Origin of the sequence: Clostridium sp. (assembly GCF_017888565.1) — a bacterium.
Classification (GTDB): domain Bacteria; phylum Bacillota; class Clostridia; order Clostridiales; family Clostridiaceae; genus Clostridium.
The window spans coordinates 1-19,828 of sequence record NZ_JAGHFX010000080.1; the positions used below are offsets into that span (position 1 = coordinate 1).

At 28.0% G+C, this 19,828-nt stretch carries 20 protein-coding genes; 1 reads left to right on the forward strand and 19 read right to left on the reverse strand.

All coding sequences use genetic code 11. From position 1 onward, the window contains the following. The 12 genes from J7M87_RS14975 to J7M87_RS15030 all read right to left on the reverse strand — a co-directional run. A partial coding sequence (locus J7M87_RS14975) for a DNRLRE domain-containing protein (protein ID WP_291652085.1) occupies positions 1-595 on the reverse strand: 595 nt, incomplete at its 3' end. Positions 596-1,355: 760 nt separating this feature from the next. Continuing rightward, positions 1,356-2,153 carry an RnfABCDGE type electron transport complex subunit B gene (locus J7M87_RS14980; RefSeq protein ID WP_291652087.1) on the reverse strand — a complete coding sequence of 266 codons (798 nt, stop codon included), beginning with the start codon at positions 2,151-2,153 and terminating at the stop codon, positions 1,356-1,358. Between the two features lie 13 nt (positions 2,154-2,166). Continuing rightward, positions 2,167-2,745: an electron transport complex subunit RsxA gene (rsxA, locus tag J7M87_RS14985; protein ID WP_008678244.1), complete on the reverse strand. Its 579-nt coding sequence runs from the start codon at positions 2,743-2,745 to the stop codon at positions 2,167-2,169. Positions 2,746-2,759: 14 nt separating this feature from the next. Further along, positions 2,760-3,476 carry an electron transport complex subunit E gene (locus J7M87_RS14990; protein ID WP_291652089.1) on the reverse strand — a complete coding sequence of 239 codons (717 nt, stop codon included), beginning with the start codon at positions 3,474-3,476 and terminating at the stop codon, positions 2,760-2,762. Positions 3,477-3,497: 21 nt separating this feature from the next. Continuing rightward, complete coding sequence (locus tag J7M87_RS14995) at positions 3,498-4,112, reverse strand: RnfABCDGE type electron transport complex subunit G (RefSeq protein WP_291652092.1); 615 nt, start codon at positions 4,110-4,112, stop codon at positions 3,498-3,500. 7 nt (positions 4,113-4,119) lie between these two features. Beyond that, a complete protein-coding gene (locus J7M87_RS15000) occupies positions 4,120-5,010 on the reverse strand; it encodes an RnfABCDGE type electron transport complex subunit D (protein WP_291652094.1) in 891 nt (296 codons plus the stop codon). A 29-nt stretch (positions 5,011-5,039) separates the two neighbouring features. Continuing rightward, entirely contained in the window at positions 5,040-5,966 is a 927-nt protein-coding gene (locus J7M87_RS15005) for a 4Fe-4S dicluster domain-containing protein (RefSeq protein ID WP_291652096.1), read from the reverse strand. 268 nt (positions 5,967-6,234) lie between these two features. Next, the gene (locus J7M87_RS15010) at positions 6,235-7,161 is read right to left on the reverse strand and encodes a tetratricopeptide repeat protein (protein WP_291652098.1); all 927 of its coding nucleotides are present in this window, start codon (positions 7,159-7,161) and stop codon (positions 6,235-6,237) included. Between the two features lie 19 nt (positions 7,162-7,180). Further along, positions 7,181-7,516, reverse strand: a complete 336-nt coding sequence (locus tag J7M87_RS15015) for a hypothetical protein (RefSeq protein WP_291652100.1) — start codon at positions 7,514-7,516, stop codon at positions 7,181-7,183. Positions 7,517-7,530: 14 nt separating this feature from the next. Continuing rightward, on the reverse strand, positions 7,531-8,664 hold the full coding sequence (locus tag J7M87_RS15020) for an SEC-C metal-binding domain-containing protein (protein WP_291652103.1): 1,134 nt from the start codon (positions 8,662-8,664) through the stop codon (positions 7,531-7,533). Positions 8,665-9,041: 377 nt separating this feature from the next. Beyond that, a complete protein-coding gene (gene clpA, locus J7M87_RS15025) occupies positions 9,042-11,279 on the reverse strand; it encodes an ATP-dependent Clp protease ATP-binding subunit ClpA (protein WP_291652105.1) in 2,238 nt (745 codons plus the stop codon). Further along, positions 11,269-11,580: an ATP-dependent Clp protease adaptor ClpS gene (locus J7M87_RS15030; RefSeq protein ID WP_291652107.1), complete on the reverse strand. Its 312-nt coding sequence runs from the start codon at positions 11,578-11,580 to the stop codon at positions 11,269-11,271. The genes clpA and J7M87_RS15030 overlap by 11 nt, the downstream gene beginning before the upstream one ends. A 301-nt stretch (positions 11,581-11,881) precedes the next feature. On the opposite strand from J7M87_RS15030, the gene J7M87_RS15035 reads away from it, so the two are divergent. Next, a complete protein-coding gene (locus J7M87_RS15035; RefSeq protein WP_291652109.1) occupies positions 11,882-12,289 on the forward strand; it encodes a hypothetical protein in 408 nt (135 codons plus the stop codon). Positions 12,290-12,369: 80 nt separating this feature from the next. On the opposite strand, the gene J7M87_RS15040 is transcribed toward J7M87_RS15035, so the two are convergent. The 7 genes from J7M87_RS15040 to J7M87_RS15070 form a co-directional block, all read right to left on the reverse strand. After that, positions 12,370-12,978, reverse strand: coding sequence for a hypothetical protein (locus J7M87_RS15040; RefSeq protein ID WP_291652111.1), 609 nt, complete (start codon positions 12,976-12,978; stop codon positions 12,370-12,372). 82 nt (positions 12,979-13,060) lie between these two features. After that, complete coding sequence (locus tag J7M87_RS15045; protein WP_291652113.1) at positions 13,061-13,219, reverse strand: hypothetical protein; 159 nt, start codon at positions 13,217-13,219, stop codon at positions 13,061-13,063. A gap of 92 nt (positions 13,220-13,311) precedes the next feature. Next, on the reverse strand, positions 13,312-14,664 hold the full coding sequence (locus J7M87_RS15050) for a PTS transporter subunit EIIC (protein WP_291652115.1): 1,353 nt from the start codon (positions 14,662-14,664) through the stop codon (positions 13,312-13,314). A gap of 409 nt (positions 14,665-15,073) precedes the next feature. Beyond that, a complete protein-coding gene (locus J7M87_RS15055) occupies positions 15,074-16,165 on the reverse strand; it encodes a MupG family TIM beta-alpha barrel fold protein (protein ID WP_291652117.1) in 1,092 nt (363 codons plus the stop codon). After that, positions 16,158-16,478, reverse strand: coding sequence for a PTS lactose/cellobiose transporter subunit IIA (locus tag J7M87_RS15060; protein ID WP_291652118.1), 321 nt, complete (start codon positions 16,476-16,478; stop codon positions 16,158-16,160). The genes J7M87_RS15055 and J7M87_RS15060 overlap by 8 nt, the downstream gene beginning before the upstream one ends. A gap of 25 nt (positions 16,479-16,503) precedes the next feature. Continuing rightward, on the reverse strand, positions 16,504-16,812 hold the full coding sequence (locus J7M87_RS15065; protein WP_008678226.1) for a PTS sugar transporter subunit IIB: 309 nt from the start codon (positions 16,810-16,812) through the stop codon (positions 16,504-16,506). A gap of 199 nt (positions 16,813-17,011) precedes the next feature. Beyond that, entirely contained in the window at positions 17,012-19,744 is a 2,733-nt protein-coding gene (locus tag J7M87_RS15070) for a sigma-54-dependent transcriptional regulator (protein WP_291652120.1), read from the reverse strand. Positions 19,745-19,828 lie beyond the last annotated feature (84 nt).

Consider the following 19,828-nt stretch of genomic DNA (forward strand, 5'->3'; position numbering starts at 1 on the left):
CTCCTGTTGCTCCTGTTGCTCCTGTTGCTCCTGTTGCTCCTGTTGCTCCTGTTGCTCCTGTTGGTACCATATTATTATGGCATAATTTTAAATAAGGGCCGTTTCCTAATCTACTAGAAGCAAATTCAACATATTCCTTTGAATTTTTTACTTTTATAGTTATCCCATAATTAGGGAAAATATTATTAATCCAACCTTTAACTAATTCTTTTATACTAATTCTTATATACATATTAACATCTGTATGAGATATTATCTTACTAATACCTGTATATATAGCTCTAGGTGCTGTTGAGTCAGTTACATTATTTACATCATAATAGTCTAAATTTCTATATATCTCTATCTTTATTCTGTTACAGCTTGTAAAGTTTGCTGATGTCACATAAAGCATTAGACTACTTTCAGAAAAATACGTAGATTTATTAAATTCATCTAAATCGAACCTCATTAAAGTTCTAAATTCTCCTATAAGTCTTCTATAACTGCTACAATTATATCCTACTGCCAAATATGGTAGATCAGAAAAATTTTTGTTTACTAGTCTATTGAATACAAAAGTATCTTCTGAGGTATATATATTTCTACAAACCAATTATTGCACCTCCTAATTAACTGTTTATTACATAATATTCAAAAAATCAAATTATGTTTATCTTAAATTTGTATTTACTTTCATATAATTGCTAGAAATAGATGTTTAATTCTTCTATTAATTATAAATTTAAAATTTAATTTTATTTTTAAACAAAAAAATGCACAGAAGAACTAACTTCTGTACAAAATTTATTAATATATCAAATTAATATTATCAATTACTCTATAGAAATACCTTCACTTGCATATCCTCCTACTGTATCAGTAAGAGTGGTACCAGTAACTGTTCCTGTAAAAATTAATACTAATAGTTCTAATGCCACAGGCATTGATAAATTTTCAGCTACTCCAGTAATTATATTTCCTACATTTATATTCTCCTACATTAATAGTATACAAAAGCTTAGACTGTTGCTTCTATAATTACAATATTAGCTTGTATTGATAATCCTAAATAATTAACAGTTTCACCTGTTCTATTTAGTAACCTTAATATAGAAGGTTTACTTAAAACTGCTATAAGCGCACTTCCACTTATTTGTACTGTTGCTCCTTGCGCTCCTGCTGATCCTGGCGGTCCGCGTTCTTTATTTATAAATTAAACATAATTCAATTAAAATATATACCTTTTTAAAACAAATTTAGCTTTGTTTCCAAGTACCTTTTAACATATAATTTATTAATATAACTTTTAAAAAATATAATAAAAAAGTGGATTCTTAAAAAATCCACTTTTTTTATTATATTATTTATTAATTTTAATTTAAAAATATATTTTTTATAGCACCTGTTGGACACTTTTTAGTACATAATTGGCAATTTACGCACTTATCATAATCAACCTTAGCTAAATTATTAGTTACATGAACAGCATCCTTAGGACAGTTTCTTTCACATAGTCTACATCCTATACATGCTGCTGAGCAATTTTCTTTAACATGTCTTCCTATTTCTATATTGTTACATTCTACTCTTACTTTCTTTGAAACAGGAACTGATTCAATAAGCCCTTTAGGACATATATTTATACACGCTCCACAGTTTGTACATTTATCCACGTTAACCTTAGCAATTCCATTTATGATTTCTAATGCTCCAAACTCACAAACGCTAACGCAACTTCCAAGCCCTAGACATCCATAAGAGCATGATTTTGATCCGCCATCAATCATTAATGATGCTGTAAGACAATCACTTACACCTTCTAACTCATATTTTGATTTAGCTGAATCACAATTTCCATTACACTTTACAAAGGCAGTCATCTTTTCAGTAGTATCCACCTTAATTCCCAATACATTTCCAATATCTTCTGCAGTTTTTGCTCCACCTACAGAACATAAATTTGGTCTTGCTCCAGCTGTTACAACAGCTTCTGCATAAGCATCACATCCAGCAAAACCACATCCCCCACAGTTTGCTCCTGGTAAACATTCCCTTAACATAGGTATCTTAGGATCAACTTTAACTTCAAAAGCCTTTGATGCAAAGCCTAAAAGCACTCCAAAAATTAATCCTAGAATTCCTAAGCTTAACGCTGCAAATAAAATATTCATTTTAAATCTCCTCCTAGTGAATTAATCCTTGGAATCCTAAAAAGGCAATTGACATTAATGCTGCTGTAAATAATGTAATTGGCAACCCTCTTAGAACAACTGGTATATTTTCATTATTATCTATTCTCTCTCTTATGAAAGCTAATAGTACTATCGATAACATATATCCTGATGCAGCACCTAGTCCATTTACTATAGCTTCTATAAAGTTATATCCTTCTTGAATATTTAATGTAGCCATACCTAAAACTGCACAGTTTGTTGTTATAAGCGGTAAATATATTCCCAATGCTTTATGAAGAGCTGGAGATAATTTTTTCATTGCCATTTCAACAAATTGAACTAAAGCTGCAATTACTAATACATTAGCTATTGTTTTTAAATATTCTAATTCTAATGGAACTAATATTCCATTATATACAAGCCATGACATTATTGAAGCTAACGTCATAACAAATGTTACTGCAAGTCCCATACCTACTGCAGCATCTTTTTTCTTTGAAACTCCAAGGAATGAACATATCCCTAGGAATTTTGAAAGTACAAAGTTATTTACAAGCATCGCTGCTATGAAAATCATAAATAATTCCATTTGTTACACCCCTCTTAGTTTTTCTTATTTTCTTTTATTTCTATTCCATTATTACTACTACCACAGCTTCCTGTTCCACATCCTGAACAGCTTCCACAGCTATGTTCTAGTGTCTTAACTGCTTCACCAGTTTTTGCTGCTTTTCTTATATTATAAGCATTTAAAGCTACCATAAGTCCACCTAAAGTAAAGAATGCACCCGGTGCTAATATCATTATAGAAGCTGGTTTAATACTTTCAGGTATTATTTGAATCCCTAAAATTTGCCCTGCTCCTAATATTTCTCTAAATGTTCCTATTAAGAATAATGCAATAGTAAATCCAAGCCCCATTCCAATTGCATCAAATATAGATGGTAAAATTGGATTTTTTGAAGCATAAGCTTCTGCTCTACCTAATATTATACAGTTAACAACTATTAATGGTATAAAGATTCCTAAAGATGAATATAAACTTGGAATATATCCTTGCATTAACATATCAACTACTGTAACAAATGATGCAATAACTACTATATATGCTGGTATTCTAATCTTATCTGGAACTAATTTTCTTATTGCTGAAATCATCATATTAGAAAATATTAGAACTACAGTTGAAGCTAGGCCCATACCTAATGCATTTTTAGCACTTGTTGTAACTGCTAAAGTAGGACACATAGCTAAAACTTGAACAAAAATCGGGTTTTCAGTAATTATCCCATTTTTTAATCTTTCAATTAACTTATTCATTGTCTTCCTCCTAATTTATTATTAATTTGCACTAGCTCCTGTATCTGCATCAGTTTCTTCTTGTGGTGCTACTTCTTCTCCCTTTATATTTTCTAAGTAGAAAGTTATAGCTTCATTTACTGCGCTGACAGATGCTTTACTTGAAGTTGTAGCTCCTGATATAGCTTCTACTTCATTATCCTTATTAGGAGTTACCTTAACTACTTCTAAATATCCTGTTGCAGGCTTATCCTTAAATCTAGAAGTAAACTTCTCTTCTGAAATCTTTGCTCCAAGACCTGGTGTTTCACTATGTGCTAATACCTTTATTCCTGAAACCTTATCATCTTTTGATATTCCTACTACAAAATCTACTGCTCCATGGAATCCCTTACTAGTAACCTTTAAAACATATCCTACTACATCGTTCCCATTTACAGCTTCATATATTTCCTTTATATTTCCTTCAGCATCAAGTTCCATATCCATATCTTGAATACCTTGTGCTTCAGGCATTATATAACTTAAATCTTCTTTGCTTACTTTTGAATTTTCTATAATTGCTTCCTTAGTTAAATCATTTGCAAATCCAAGTAAAAGACCTGCAATCATAGTTATAATTAGAAGGATTCCTCCTAGCTTAAAATTCTCTTTCATAATTATATTAAGCCTCCTTCTTAACTTTTATTTTTTTTGTTGTAAAATACTCTATAAGAGGAGTAAATAAATTAGTAATTATTATTGCATAATAAGGTCCTTCCGGATTAAATCCCTTAACAGCTATAATTGCAGCACAAACACCTGATATTATTCCGAATATGTACTGTCCTATCTTTGTCATTGGTGTTGTTCCATAATCTGTAGTCATAAATATAGCTGCTACAAAAAATGCTCCAGGAAGTAATAAGTCTTTTTCAAAAATATTATACATAATCATTGCTGAAGCTATAAATGCAATAGGTCCTCTTAAGCTGATTCTTCCTCTTAATACTAAGTATAATCCACCTATGCATAACGCTAATATAGATACTTCTCCTATACTTCCATTTGCTTGTCCTATAATTTTATCAAGTAAAGGAACTACTACTTCTGTTGACCCAGACGCTGCTGATGTTGCATCTGTTGCTGGCTTTGCCATAACTCCAGCCCATGAAGCAATTAAGAATGCTTTTGTAGCTGCTGCTGGATTCATAAAGTTTTGACCAAGCCCACCAAAAAACTGTTTAACAACAATTGTTGCAAATATTGATCCTACAATCGGTATCCATAATGGAACATAAGTTGGCATAATAAGCGCTAAAATAATACCTAAAACTATTGGACTTAAATCAGTTAAAAAAGATTTCTTCTTTACAAACTTATTCCAAAGTCCTTCTGCTATAATACTAGTTACAACAGTTGCAACTATTACTTTAACTGCATCAATCTTATAAAAATATACTCCTGCAAATAATGCTGGAATTAATGCTATAATAAAATCAAGCATTATCTTATTAATCCCAAGACCTTTTTTTACATGAGGTGCTGGTGATATTTTAAGATTTTTAATTTCCACTCTCTTCACTCCTATTCAGATTTTTATTACTATTTAAATGTTTTTGCAGTTTTAATAGTTTGTGCTATTTCTATATTAGAAGGACAAGCAAAACTACATAAACCACAATCAATACATTTTTCTCCACCAAACTTTTTAAACTCTTCTTTTTCACCTATTTTAGAAAGTTCAACTAATTTTATTGGATTTAATCCCTCTGGACATACTCTTAAGCATTTTCCACATCTTATACAGCTATAATTTTCTTCAGATGGCGAATCTTTTTCTGTTAAGAATAAAATTCCTTTAGTTGTATCCTCTATCACTGAATCTAAATTATATACAGGTGTTCCATTTATACTACCACCATTAATAACTTTCTTAAGTTCTTGAGCATTACCATTCAATGCATCAAAAACTTCTTTATATGTTGTTCCTTTTTTTAGCGCAACAACTTTTCCACCATTTATAGAACTTCCATAAACAGTAGCTAGTGTTTCAGTATTTTTTCCATTTAAAGCTTGTCCTAATTGAACAATTTCAATAATATCGTATATAACTATATCTTTTTCTTCGTTATATACTTTAGAAGCTAATTTACTTTCATATAGATCTGTTATAGATGATACTTTAACAACTTCTCCATATTCCTTTAGCGCCTCTTGTAGATTTTTATTTTTTCCATCTACTACAAATTTGACTTTAGAAACTGATTTGATTTTTTCTAATCCTTTTTTTAAATCTTCTTTTCTTTCTCTTACTATAGTTCCATATCCATTTAAATTAGGTTGAAAACTAAAAGCTTTTATTATTACTTTTTTACCTTTATTATTTTCATAAAGTAAAACTAAGCTTTCTTCGATTTCTTTAGCATTTAATTCTTTAGAATTATCATTTGATAATTCTAATATGCTAGAATCATTTAATGTAAATGATTTATTGGAAACATTTGCATTACCAAAAAGATTACTTAACACTATAAAAAACCTCCTACTTTTATTTAAAGTATTTAACGTTAAAATATACTATATAATCCGTATATTTTAACGGTTGTACTCCCATATTACCATAAATACTACTTCCCCACAACTTTTGTAATATATTTAACAAGTTTTTTAATAAAAATTTTAAAAATCTTCGTATTAAACATCATAAATACTAGAACTTTGTCTAAAATTACTAACATCTTTTTATTTTTTAGTTATTTATTTAACAATATTCTATTTCAAATGAAAAAGTAAGCTACTATAGCTTACTTTTTAAATATTCATTATATGCATTTAAATTTCTTAATTTATCTAATTCTTTATCTTTTATCATATATTCAAAAAATAAATTATTTAGTTCTATACTTTTAATTAAATCTTTAAAAGCTTTATTTAGCTCTCCTATATTAACATAAAAACAGCTTCTATTATAATATAAAAAGCTCGAATCAGTATTATTTTCTATTCCTTCTGTAATAACCTCTATCGCTTTATTAAAATTATCTTTTTCTCTATATAAAACTGATAGGTTTAGGTAGCTATATGGATAATATGGATTCTTTTCTATGGACTTCTTATAATATTCTTTTGCCTCTTCTTCTCTTCCTAAATTTTTAAGTAATACTCCCTTATTAAATAGAACTCTAAAATTATTAGGATCGATTTTCAAAGCATTATCCATGTATTTTGAAGCTTTAGAATACTCTCCTAGTTCTTCATAAATACAACCTAAATTTGCATTTGCCCACAAATCATTTGGTACTAATTGTAATGTCTTATTGTAATATTTTATAGCATTTTCCTTATCACTTAATTCGTCATATGCATTAGCTAAATAAAAGTATGCTCTATCATAATTATTATCTAAGTTAATAGCAGTTTTATAATATTCTATAGCTTCTTCCAAAAATCCATCTTCATCATATAGAACCCCTAATCCATAATAAGCTCTTGCATCTTTTTCATCTATTAAAATAGCTTCTCTATATTTTTCTTCTGATAAATCTTTATAACCTAATTTATCATATAAAAGTGCCATATCTAATATAAGTTCTATATCTTTTTTTCCTTGCTCAAACCTATATGCTTTTTTATAAAACTTCACTGCTTTCGCATATTCTTTTTCTGTTATAAAATTTCTAGCAATATTAATATAATTGTCAAAAAGATATCTATTATCTTGCATCTTTTTACCTCATTTATATTTATTTAATATAGTTTCTGATTCCTTTATTTATAACATTAAAGAAAAATATTTCAATAAGAATTATAAATACAATGATAATTAATAAATTCATCTTAAAAAATATAGATGCAGATGCTAGAAATATATATAATGAACCTTCTAACACTACAACTTCTCCAAGCCACCTTGAAAAAGTCTTTGTATCTTTTATATTTGAAATATTAAACTCATTATTCAAAATTGAAAAACTTTCGACTATAAATCCTAATATCAATAATTTTTTCTTTAATAACACAGTTATTCCAAGTATAAGCTCTATAATTCCCCATCCTAATATTAAATATTTAAAAATCATATTTAACTCCCCTTTTATTTACCACAGCACTTTTTATATTTTTTATTACTTCCACATGGGCATGGATCATTTCTTCCTATTTTCTCTTCATTTACGATAGTTTTTTTCTTATTATCAATTTCCCCTTGGGTAAATCCCTTTAATGTCCATCTTTTAACACCTAATGATAATTTCTTTAATTCTTCTTTAAGAATTTCATTTTCCTCTTCACTTTCTATTTCATAAGCTTCCAAGAAGATGTCTATTGCTTCATCTAATGGTGCTTCATTTTTTATAGCTATAGAAAAACTATCTATTTCTTCTCTTAAAATATTTTTATCTATAACAAATAACTCATTTAACACTTTCTCAAGTTTATTTGCTTGTTTATTTTCTTCTATATAATCAGGCTTTGCAGCTTTAAATAAAGTTTTCCTATCAAACTTTACAAAATTTATATCTATATTATTATTTCTTTCTTCCATTATAAAAATAGGATTCTCAACATCTATATGATAAACATAATCTTCTTCTATTTGATAATCAAATCCTACTTCTTCTCCAATTAAAAGTAACTTTTTTAATTTCTCATACTCAAAATAAAAATTATATTCTTCCTCTAATATCCTACTTAATTCTTCAATTGTTAAAACTCCATAAAAATATATAAGTCCTGCCGAAAGTTTTATAATATCAGAATTATTATTGGCAATAGTTTTTAAGTTATCATCTAACTTATCTTTTATTATATCACATAATTCTTTAGGTGTTATAACGTATAACTTTCCCTGATCTATTCCAGTAAACATTATTCCTCTATTTCTAAAGTAATTTGCATTGATAAGTTCTGATCCAAAGTATTCTTTTTTACCATCTAATTTTATTATTTCTTCTAAGTATAAAAATGCATCTAAATCAAGTAATCCTAATACATAATCAATATTATTTATTATTCCATCTTTCACTTTATTTACTGCATCTGCTTTTTTTAATGATGTAATCCCTCTTACAGAATAATTACTAGCAACTTTAACCAGCTCATCTTTTGTCATTCTATCTAAATGATACTCTAGGGTGTTATTTTCTTCTACATCCTTCCACAGCTTTTCAACTTTTCTTATATCCTTTTTTATTATATCTTCCTGTATTTTGCTTATATCCTTATCCATCTGTGTCACCTCTTATATTCATTTAAAAACAAATACCATTATATATGTTTTTCTTATTTGTGTACATAATAAGATTTTAAACTAATAAAACAGATTGCGCCGTATCAGAAATCTATTTATTATAAAATTTATTCAATTTCAAATAAGTTTTACTGCCAAAAAAAGTTAATCCCTTATATTTATAAAGGGGCTCGCGTTTCGCGAGCCCCTTTTAAGCCATTGATTTTACTTACCTAAATACGTTTTTAAGCTTAAATAAAATTTTTGTGTATTATTTATATATGAGCAACAACAGAAGCTAGAATTAGAACTTCCCCTGTTATCGTCTAATACCAAAATTTATTTTGATAAAGCCCCATCTTTTCTTACTTAATATATTAATTTATTTTTTCTATCTTAAATTTGCTATTACTTATGACTATCTTACAGCTTCCACCATTTGATAATTCTCCAAACAATATCTCATCTACTAACAATGGTTTTATCTCTGAATTTATAACTCTTATAATTTCCCTTGCTCCAAATTCTTTAGAGACTCCTTTTTCAGTTATAAAATCTATACATTCATTACTAAATTCTAAGTTTACATTTTTACTAGTAAGCTTATCTTTAAATTTATTTAATTCTTTTTGTGCTATATCCTTAGCCATTTCTTTATTTATTTGATTAAATACTACAACCTTATCTAACCTGTTTCTAAACTCAGGAGTAAATGCTCTTTTAACTTCATCACTTATAGCTTCCATTTTTATTGTATCCCTAGCAAATCCAACAAGATTTTTACCAATATCTCTAGCACCAGCATTAGATGTCATTATTATTATTACATTTCTAAAATCTGCTTTTCGACCTTTATTATCTGTAAGTGTTGCATAGTCCATGACTTGAAGCAATACTCCTAAAATATCTGAATGAGCCTTTTCTATTTCATCTAAAAGTAAAACACAATTCGGCTTCTTCCTTATAGTATCTGTTAAAAGACCTCCCTCTTCATATCCTACATATCCAGGAGGAGAACCTATAAGTTTTGATGCTGCATGTTTTTCTCCATACTCACTCATATCAAATCTTACTAAATCAATACCTAATGTTTTAGCTAAAACTCTTGAAATTTCAGTTTTACCTACCCCTGTAGGGCCAACAAACAACATAGATGCAACTGGTTTATTATCATCATTTAATCCTGCCCTAGACATCTTTATGCATCTTGTAACTTCTTCTATTGCCTGATTTTGACCAAAAATATTTCTCTTAAGTTCACTTTCTAAAATTTTAAGTGATTCTATTTCTGTATTTTCAATTGTTTGCTTAGGAATGTGACAAATTTTAGATATTATTTCTTCAATTACACTTTCATCTACTATTCCTTCTTTATAATTTTCTCTATTAATATCTACATATGCTCCTGCTTCATCTATTATATCAATTGCCTTATCTGGTAAAAATCTATCATTGATATACTTAGCACTTAAATCAACAGCAGCCTTTAAAGATTCATTTGTAAACTTTACTTTATGGTATTCTTCAAAATTTTCTTTAATACCTTCTAATATTTTAATAGTTTCTTTTATACTTGTTTCTTTTACTTCAATTACTTGAAATCTCCTTATAAGTGCTTTATCTTTTTCGAAGTACTTCTTATAATCATCAAAAGTAGTTGCTCCAATGAATCTTATTTTACCTTCTAATAAATAACCTTTAATTAAGCTTCCACCATCTAAAGAACTTCCATTTAGTGCTCCTGCTCCAACTATATTATGAATTTCATCAATATAAACGATAGGATTTTCAAAAGTTTTTATTTCATCTAATATTTGTTTTATTCTTTCTTCAAAATCTCCTCTATACTTTGTGCCTGCAAGTATAGCTCCTATATCTAAAGAAAATATTTGCGCATTTTTAAGCTTATCTGGCACATTTCCTTCCTTTATCAATTTTGCAAGGCCTAATGTTATAGCAGTTTTTCCAACTCCTGGCTCTCCTATATGAACAGGATTATTTTTAGTTCTCCTACAAAGTATTTGTATTGTCCTATCTATTATATCTTTTCTACCTATTAAAGGATCACTTTCTTCTTGTGAAACATAATCTACTAAATTTGTACAATAACTATTTATTATACTTTTATTTGACTTTTCACGAGCTTTGTCTGCTCTAATTATCCTTATAGCATCTTTAGATACATTTTCCTCTTCTGATTTATTATGTGAAAGTTCAAATAACAATTCTTGCTTACTTATTCCCTGTTTTTCTAAAAAGAATACTGCATAACTATCTTTTAAAGCATAAATAGCTGCAATTATGTGCTCTAGTGCAACAACATTTCTCTCGCTAAAAGCTGCCTGTTGAGTTGCAACAATTAAAATATTTCTTATACCAAAGCTTTCTTCCGGTTCTCCATCTGCTATTTTATCAACATACTCATCTATATAGCTTTCTAAGTCACTTTTTAATTCTTCAACATCACCATTTAATTTTTTTATTATTTCAATAAAATAATCTTCTTCTAGTGCACTTAATAATAAATGCTCTGGCGTTACATATTCATTTTTATTTTCTTTTGCATTACTATATGATCTAAGCAAAATATCTCTAACCACTTTACTAATATCCATTTTGTTCCTCCTCTACTGTAAGTTTAAATGGAAATCCTTCTTCCTTAGCAAGGGTCATTGCCTTAGTTGCTTTTGATATAGCTATATCATACGGGTATATTCCTGCTACTCCCTTGCCATTTTTATGAACTTCCATCATTATTTTGTTTGCTTCTTCTATATTTCTATTAAAAATATCACTTAAAATTGCAACTACAAATTCCATAGTTGTAAAATCATCATTATGCATAATAACTATAAACTTTTTAGGTTTTTTTATCCTTAAATCTACCTTTTCTACTATATTAGCCTTAGTTTCCAAATTGATTCCTCCGTAAATACATTTGTTTCAAAAATCATATACTTTTTTTCTTAAGATATTATCTTTAAGACTATATACTATTATACAATAAATTAAGTTCCTTTTTAATAACATTGATTAATTAAGAATTTTTAAACTTACTTGAATTTATTTATCCTATGTATTATTTATATTATTGAAGTTTAAAAAATATAAATAATTATAAACTAGTAATTGATACATATTTAAACCATCATTTTGACTTTTTTTATTTTATATGTACCTAATATATTTATAAGCATATATTATAAAGAGGTGATAAATGTTGGAAGATCAAGTTTTAAATTTAGGGAATATAACATCTCACATAAATGGTAATGGCGATCTTACATTACAAGAGACAAATGAAATGCTTAAACAATTACCTAAAATATTAAATCAAATGAAGAATATTATTTTAAGCACTAGTCACAACTTGGCCTTGCTTCAAACTGAAGTCCAAGTTATGAAATCTGACCAAGATAAATTTAAAAATGATATAACTCACGTATTAAATATAATATCTGAGAAATTTGCTGTAATTGATAAACTTCAAGATGATTTATCTGTATTAGATCAAGTTCTGGGAAAAAGGATGACTGAACTTGAAGATGAACTAGTGTTAACTCAACAAATGTCTACTAAAAGTTTAAATGAAGTTCTTAAATTTAAAGAACACTGGAAAATCTAGTAGGACTGTATCTTTATATACAGTCCTACTAGATTTTTATAAAAAAAGGATAAGTGCTGATACACTTATCCTTAAAATATTTATTTAACTTCCATAGTTCCTGCTACTTTTGACTTCTCATCCATATGGAATGTATTTTTTGCTTCTTCATTTTTAAAGTAAACATTTCCATCAATTGTTGCGTCTTCTAATGTTACTCCATTAGCTTCAACATATACATCTCCCTTAACTACTCCACCTTCTATTTTTGCATTTTCATCTTTAATTGTTAATTTAGGTGTAGTTAAAGTATATGAAGCTTCTTTTACTTTATTTTCTCCACTTTTATATAATGCTAATACACGTGATGCTGGCACCATCTTACTAGAATCGTCTTTATCAGCCTTTTTAAAACCTGTATCTAATACTATTTCCTTTGTAGTATTAACGTCATTTTCTAATATAACAATCCAACTTTCTCCAATAGCTCTAAATAAATTTGCTTCATCATTAACTCGTGATGGAGATGTTACCATGTCTGTTTTGTTTTCGCCTGTATCACTATTATTATTGTTATTAGCTGTACCACCATTGTTATCAGTTACAGGTGGTGTATTTTCGTTAGCCTTATTATTATCATCATTATTATTACATCCAACAGATAATAATGCTACCATAGTTAAAGGAATTATTAATGATTTAAACTTCATAGAAATGACCTCCTTAAGTTTTCTCAATAATAATTTTCCCTTAATTGAAGTAAATTATTTATATTATTAAATTGAATAATTATCAATTTAATCCTGTTAATAAATATAAAAATAATAAAATACTTATTATTGCAGAAATATTTGTAACTGCCTTTGATTTTCTTTTTTTAACATTTTCATCATTTTTATCTTCAGTTGCATAAGTAAATAAATGTGTAAATTTATATAAAATTTCTCTCATAATACAACCTCCTAAAATTTGTGCAAAAAGGATAGTTTAAAACTATCCCTTTTGCTTTTCATTTTATTTTATAATATTATTTATAGGGCATTTTATTGAGATACAGAAGCTGCTGCTACTGAATCTGCTTGTTCCATTTCTAAGTTCTTCTTATCAGCATAAGCAACAAATGGTAAGTAAATTAATACAGAAACTGCAATGTTAATTGCTGCTACAGCTGCTCCTTGCCATTGACCAGTTGCTAAGAATGCAGATATTATTGGTGGACAAGTCCATGGAACTACTGCTGATGCTGGATTTACAAATCCAATTACACTAAAAGTGTAAGCTATAACTGCTGATACCATTGGTGCTAAAATAAATGGTATAATATAAGTTGGATTTAATACTATTGGTAAACCAAATATAACTGGTTCATTTATATTAAATAATGCTGGACCTGTTGCAACATTTCTAATTGATTTATTTATCGCACTCTTTGATTTAATTATCATAGCTATCATTAATGCTGCTGTTAATCCTGAACCTCCAAGGTTAACATATGAATCTAAGAATTGGCTATTTATAATATTAATTCCTTCTGTATTACCAGCTGCTATAGCTGCCATATTATCAGCTGTTAAAGCAAGGAATATACCATTTATAACTGGTGCTAATATATTTGATCCATGTAATCCAAAGAACCATAAAAGTTGTTGTATTAATATTAATACTAATAATACTGGTAAAGAATTTGCAAGTCCCATTAATGGCTTTGAAATTAAGTTATATACATGCATATAAACTTCTTGATATCCAAATGCTTCTAATATACCATATACAATACCTACTAAAGTTAATGTTATCATTGTTGGTAATAAAGCTGAGAATGATCTTGCTACTGCTGGAGGTACACCATCAGGTAGTTTAATAACTAGCTTCTTGTTTTTTGATAACTTAGCAAAAATTGTACCTGTAATTAAAGTAACTATTAAAATAGTTATTAGTCCTGAAGATCCAAGCCATTTTGTAAATAGACCAGGTTCCCATCCAAGTGTTCCTGCATCAAATCCACCCCAAGTAACTGGAGCTTTGTAATCAAACATATTTATTAATATTAAGCTTGATGATAAAGTAACTATTCCTGTTGCAAATCCATCAACATCATATGATTTACCTAATGCATATCCTATAGATATTGCAGCAAATAGTCCCATTAAGAACATTGATCCACCATAAATATTTAATGCTATTACATCTAACCAATGTAAAGGCTCACCTAAAGCAAACATGTCCTTAACTGCCTTAATTGGAAAATTGTGAATTAAATTACCGAAAGAACCAATAATCATAAGTGGCATTATTGTAGCAAAACCGTCACGTATAGCTACTAAGTGTCTTTGAGCACCTATTTTAGATGCTATTGGAACCATATAACGTTCCATAAAGTTAATGAATTTTTCCATTTAAATTCCCCCTTAAATTTTTGTTTATATTTACTGATTTCCCCTTAGAATATTTTTTATACATAATTTCATTATAAAGAGTAAATCAGTTAATAACATTTTTAAAATCCTTTACATTAAGTTTTATTTGATATTGTTTTCTCGCTTATATATAAAGCAATTTGCGTGCCAAGTTTTAAAAAACATTATTTTTCTTGAAACCCTTACTATATCTAGCTTTTAGGTAACATTCCTTTTACACACTTATTTTTATTAATCTGTGTAATACCATTACACAAATTGATAAAAAACTTATTTGTGTAATAATATGTTAATATTATTAATTATCTTTTTATTCTAATTTTAAATTCTTATACAAAAAAAATTCTGGTTTTGCCAGAATTTTTTTAATCACTAGATTAATTTATACTTACTTCTTAAGTTTAAATGAAAATTTACTCCACGGCTTTATATAATCTAATAGAAAAATTTCATCTTCAACTATCTTTGCAACTACATTAGTTTTTCCTGTGTTTTTCATATCTTTTAAAGCTACTTGTAACTCTCCTGCATATCTAGTGTATAAATCCGTATCAATTAAAATGTCCCCTCTTTTTATATCTACCAAATTGTATGGCGGGAAGCTTTCTCCCTTGTACTTAACTCTACTTTGAGTGCTTCTTGCCATGTATTCTGAAGAATCTCCTCTGTTAAAATGAAATTCTTCTAAAACTATTTTCTTATCTAAATCCCTTATACCCTCTACTAATTCAACATTAAATTCTAGCATTTCCTTGTTTAAGTCACTTAATGCTTTAAGCTCATCCTCACATGCAAAAGCATTTGCTATGATTACATCATCAATTAATCCTGTTGCAAATAAATGTTTAGCTTGTGCATCTATTGGCAAATCTCTATGCATTTCTAAAGTACATAGTCCTTCTGATACCGGCCAAGGTCCATGTTTAGCTGAAGGAGAATTCACAAAAGCAGCTGTTCTTATCCCTAACTCTTTAAATTGTTTACTTGAATTTATAAAATTCTCATAAGATAAACCTGTATAAATATGTGGATAAAAATTGTGACAACCATAAAGATTATTTAAATTTGCTTTATAAGAAAGAATGTTGTCAACATATTTTGTTCCATTACTAATATTTAATTCTATTTTTAACCCATACTCATTAAATGTCATAACAGATTCTTCATATCCACTAAACCCCATGTCAAGCCTTATACCTGATAGCCCCATTTCTTTAAATACTCTTAAATCAAATATAGATGCCTTTAATTTATTAAATACAGTTGGATCTATATCTGCAATAACTTCCATATCATTTTCATTAGCTATATACAATATATCTTTAAATTCATTTAAAACAACATCAATGTCTTTATCACTTGCAGATATTAAGCATGTAAATATTCTCTTAAAACCATATTTTGCTGCAAGTCTTATATAATCCTTTATCTCGTTAACTGAGGCATTGCTAGGATATATTGAAATTCCTAACTTATTCATTTTTACATTCCACCTTACTTAACTTTTCATGAAGATCTATAATTTCTTCTGCTAAATCCTTTACAACTATTGATGTCATTAAATGATCTTGTGCATGTACTAGTAATAATGATACTTCACATTTATCACCTGCTGCTTCTCCTTGAATCAAACTAGTTTGTGTTGCATGGGCATCACCTAAAGTTTCTTTTGATTTTTCTAGTAATTCTCTTGCTTCATCAATTTGTCCATTTTTAGCTAATTGCATTGCTTCCATTGCATAGCTTCTAGCTTCACCACTAAAGATTATTAGATCCATTATAATTTTTTCCATTGGTACACCCCTTTTACGATTATTACTACTTACTGCTCATTGAAAGCGCTTGTTTTAAAACTTTTTCCCCGTTCATTGTTCCATAATCTACTGTGTTAATTACTTCTACAGGAACTCCTATTGGTTCAAATTTTGCTTTCATTTTGCTTAATAAAAATCTAACTTGTGGTCCTAATAATAATACATCTATTTCATTTTCATGTTTCTTTAATTCTGCCTCACCAACAGCATTTATAGTACAATCAATACCTTGTGCTTTAGCTGCTGCTTGCATCTTGCTAACTAATAGAGATGTTGACATCCCTGCTGAACAAACAAGTAATATTCTTTTCATTTAAATTACCTCCTCATATCTATAATTCCTTACACTATATCTAATAGCAATTTTAATGCCAAATTAAATCATATAAACTTTTTTATTATTATAGCTATCAAATCCGCTTATTTACTTAATTCCAAAATTATAAATAATTTTTTTAGTGTGTAACAATGAATTACACACTTTTAAAAACAACATCTATTAATCTCTATTTTTACACAGATGTCTTATTATTAACTACCATTTTAACTATATGGGCCAATTCATTTTCTCCAATGTTTACACTATAATTCTCTTCAAGAAGCTTTAAGCATTGTTTTATTAATATAAACTCTCTATTATTTGAATGTCTAAATTCATTAAGCATTACAAATGGTGTTTCTTTTCCACCTTTATTTAGCTTATCTATTAAGAATGAAATATGAATTAAGATTCCTATTTTCACTTCATGTATTAATTTAATATTTAAATGTTCCTCTATATTAATTAATGTTTTTCTTATATCTCTTATAAGTTTATATGAATCAATATTATTTATTTGTTTTTCCATACTTTCTATTATTTTATAATATTCTTCTTCTTGTGATATAAGTTTTTCTAAATCATCTATTCCTTCTCCTGACAAAATATCTGCTGCTGAAATAAATGGTATATTAGGTACATAAGTATTCATAACCCCAACAATAGCGAGTATATTATATTTTTGATTTAAAGATCCTATATTACTATAAAAATCATCTTTGTCTAGTATATTAAGTGCATGAATTTTAATATTAGTTTTGCTGTTTATATTATTTTCTATTATTTCTTTTAGTCTTTGTGCAGAACCATCCCCAGTAAAACAAGATGTAATTATTATATTTTCCTTTTGATCTATTTTTGATGCAGCACTTTGAATTCCATACCTTTTAATTTCTAAACAAGATTCATATATTTCTTTTAAACCTCTTCCATTTAATGCTTTTCTTCCTGCTTCTATAACTAACAAAGTTGTAACCATATCAATAGTTTTTACTTTAATATCAGTTTCATCCTTTATCATATCTCCAAAATTAGTTAAAGATCCCATATCAACTAAAAGAAAAACTCCCTTACCAGTATGGATTTCTTTTATTTTTTCTATAGCAATTTTATACATATCCTCAGCTTTCATACTTAAAGGCATATCTAATGCTTGTACGTACTCTTCACCTATTAAGGAATTGGCTACTTCTACCATGGAAGAAGCAGTAGAATGTCCATGCATTATAACTAGTACAGCCACTTTTTCATCTTTTGCTTTATCTTGTTCATATGGATTAGTTGCTAAAAACATTGTTATATAACCAATTTCATCCAATGGAACTTCTATATTAAACTTCTTATCTATTATACTTGCTACTTCCATTGATACAATGAATTCTCTAGCATATTCTCCTCTAATAAAGTTTAATTTAGGATGAAATATTTTTATACCTTGTCTTATTCTTTCTAAACTTCCTTGAATATGAAGTGCTAATCCAAAGTAAACTTTTTCATCATAGTCTCTATTTAACTTCTTAGAAGCAAATAAAAGTATTTCTTCTACTAAATCAACTATTTCAACATCAACAACTTTTGATATTTCATCTTTTCTAAACTTTTCTGGTAAATCCCTTATATATTTTCTAAAATATTTTTCAATATCAATATTTAATATCTCATCTATTTCTTTTTCTTCTATACCATCACTTTTTAATTCTTCTATTTTTTGTTCAATTCTATCATAAAACATAGCTCCTTCTTTAAGCTCTTCTAAGTTTTGACCATCTTCTATTAATGCAATTTTATCTCTATATGAAAATCTAAGAACATCTCCCATATTGTTTAATATTTCATCAACTTCATCTCTATACTCTTGTAATTTCATAAGACCCATTTTTACTCTCTGATGTAAATCTTCTTGATCAACTAATATATAATCCTTATTTTTAGCTTTATATTTTAAAAATGCTCTTGCACAAGAAAGTTGAAGGTCGCTTTTTAATTGACCTATATTATTTGGACAATCATATAATAAAAATGATATTAATGCATTTTTATTAAAATAAATACTCTTTGAAACTCTTTGGGATTCATTTTCTATAAACTCTCTAAGCAAATAATATCTTTCTTTTATATTTTTTTCCTTTAATGATGGTAAAGTTATAACCATAGGTATTCTTCTACTAAAAGTTTTAAGTAAGAATGATTGAGGATCTTCTGTTGTTGCTGCAATAATTTGTGCTTCTACATTGACAAGCTTTTCTGTATCTCCTAACACCCTAAAATGTCCTTTATCTATATATGTAAATAACATTTCTTGACCTTGTGGAGATAACCTATGAATTTCATCTAAAAACAATATCCCACCATGAGCTTTTTTTAGTAGCCCATCTCTATCAGAATCAGCTCCTGTATAAGCCCCTTTCTTTACTCCAAATATCTGAGCCATAACTAGTTGTGGATTATCTGCATAATCTGCACAATTGAATCTAACAAAAGACGCTTCTTCTCCTATAACATTTGATTCTATTGCAAAATTATACATAGCTTCTGCAAACATAGATTTTCCTACACCAGTTTCACCTAAAATTAAAGTGTGTAATCCTCTTGGAGGATATAATATTGCAGCTTTTGCCTGTTGAATTGGCATTTGCAAACTTAATTTAGCTCCAACTAATGTGTCAAGAGTATTTCGTTTAATCTCTTTATAGACTTTCTTAATTTCTCTTGATTTTTTTTCTTCATTCTTAGTTACACAGCTATACTTAACTGGATGACCTTCTATTTTGTTAACAACTCCGTCCTTATAAAGCTGATTTAAATATCTGCTTACATTGGCCCTGTCTAAGTCCATAAAAGTACTAAGTTCACTAGCTGTTATTCCTTCATCACTTTTTACTTCTAACTCTTTTAAAGCATTATAAATCTCATCTATTTTGCTCATTTTTACCTCCACCACCTTTTATGTAAACTTTTATATCTTATTAATTCTAACATATAATTATTTTTTTTACATTATCAAATTTTT

Excerpts from the sequence above, each read along its gene's own strand:
- J7M87_RS15010 (WP_291652098.1), bottom strand. The coding sequence starts at position 7,161 with ATGCAAGATAATAGATATCTTTTTGACAATTATATTAATATTGCTAGA.
- J7M87_RS15065 (WP_008678226.1), bottom strand. The coding sequence starts at position 16,812 with ATGAAAAGAATATTACTTGTTTGTTCAGCAGGGATGTCAACATCTCTA.
- clpA (WP_291652105.1), bottom strand. The coding sequence starts at position 11,279 with ATGGATATTAGTAAAGTGGTTAGAGATATTTTGCTTAGATCATATAGT.
- J7M87_RS15020 (WP_291652103.1), bottom strand. The coding sequence starts at position 8,664 with ATGGATAAGGATATAAGCAAAATACAGGAAGATATAATAAAAAAGGAT.
- J7M87_RS14990 (WP_291652089.1), bottom strand. The coding sequence starts at position 3,476 with ATGAATAAGTTAATTGAAAGATTAAAAAATGGGATAATTACTGAAAAC.
- J7M87_RS15055 (WP_291652117.1), bottom strand. The coding sequence starts at position 16,165 with ATGAATAAGTTAGGAATTTCAATATATCCTAGCAATGCCTCAGTTAAC.
- J7M87_RS15050 (WP_291652115.1), bottom strand. The coding sequence starts at position 14,664 with ATGGAAAAATTCATTAACTTTATGGAACGTTATATGGTTCCAATAGCA.
- J7M87_RS14995 (WP_291652092.1), bottom strand. The coding sequence starts at position 4,112 with ATGAAAGAGAATTTTAAGCTAGGAGGAATCCTTCTAATTATAACTATG.
- J7M87_RS15060 (WP_291652118.1), bottom strand. The coding sequence starts at position 16,478 with ATGGAAAAAATTATAATGGATCTAATAATCTTTAGTGGTGAAGCTAGA.
- J7M87_RS15070 (WP_291652120.1), bottom strand. The coding sequence starts at position 19,744 with ATGAGCAAAATAGATGAGATTTATAATGCTTTAAAAGAGTTAGAAGTA.
- J7M87_RS14980 (WP_291652087.1), bottom strand. The coding sequence starts at position 2,153 with ATGAATATTTTATTTGCAGCGTTAAGCTTAGGAATTCTAGGATTAATT.
- J7M87_RS15035 (WP_291652109.1), top strand. The coding sequence starts at position 11,882 with ATGTTGGAAGATCAAGTTTTAAATTTAGGGAATATAACATCTCACATA.
- rsxA (WP_008678244.1), bottom strand. The coding sequence starts at position 2,745 with ATGGAATTATTTATGATTTTCATAGCAGCGATGCTTGTAAATAACTTT.
- J7M87_RS15040 (WP_291652111.1), bottom strand. The coding sequence starts at position 12,978 with ATGAAGTTTAAATCATTAATAATTCCTTTAACTATGGTAGCATTATTA.
- J7M87_RS15045 (WP_291652113.1), bottom strand. The coding sequence starts at position 13,219 with ATGAGAGAAATTTTATATAAATTTACACATTTATTTACTTATGCAACT.
- J7M87_RS15015 (WP_291652100.1), bottom strand. The coding sequence starts at position 7,516 with ATGATTTTTAAATATTTAATATTAGGATGGGGAATTATAGAGCTTATA.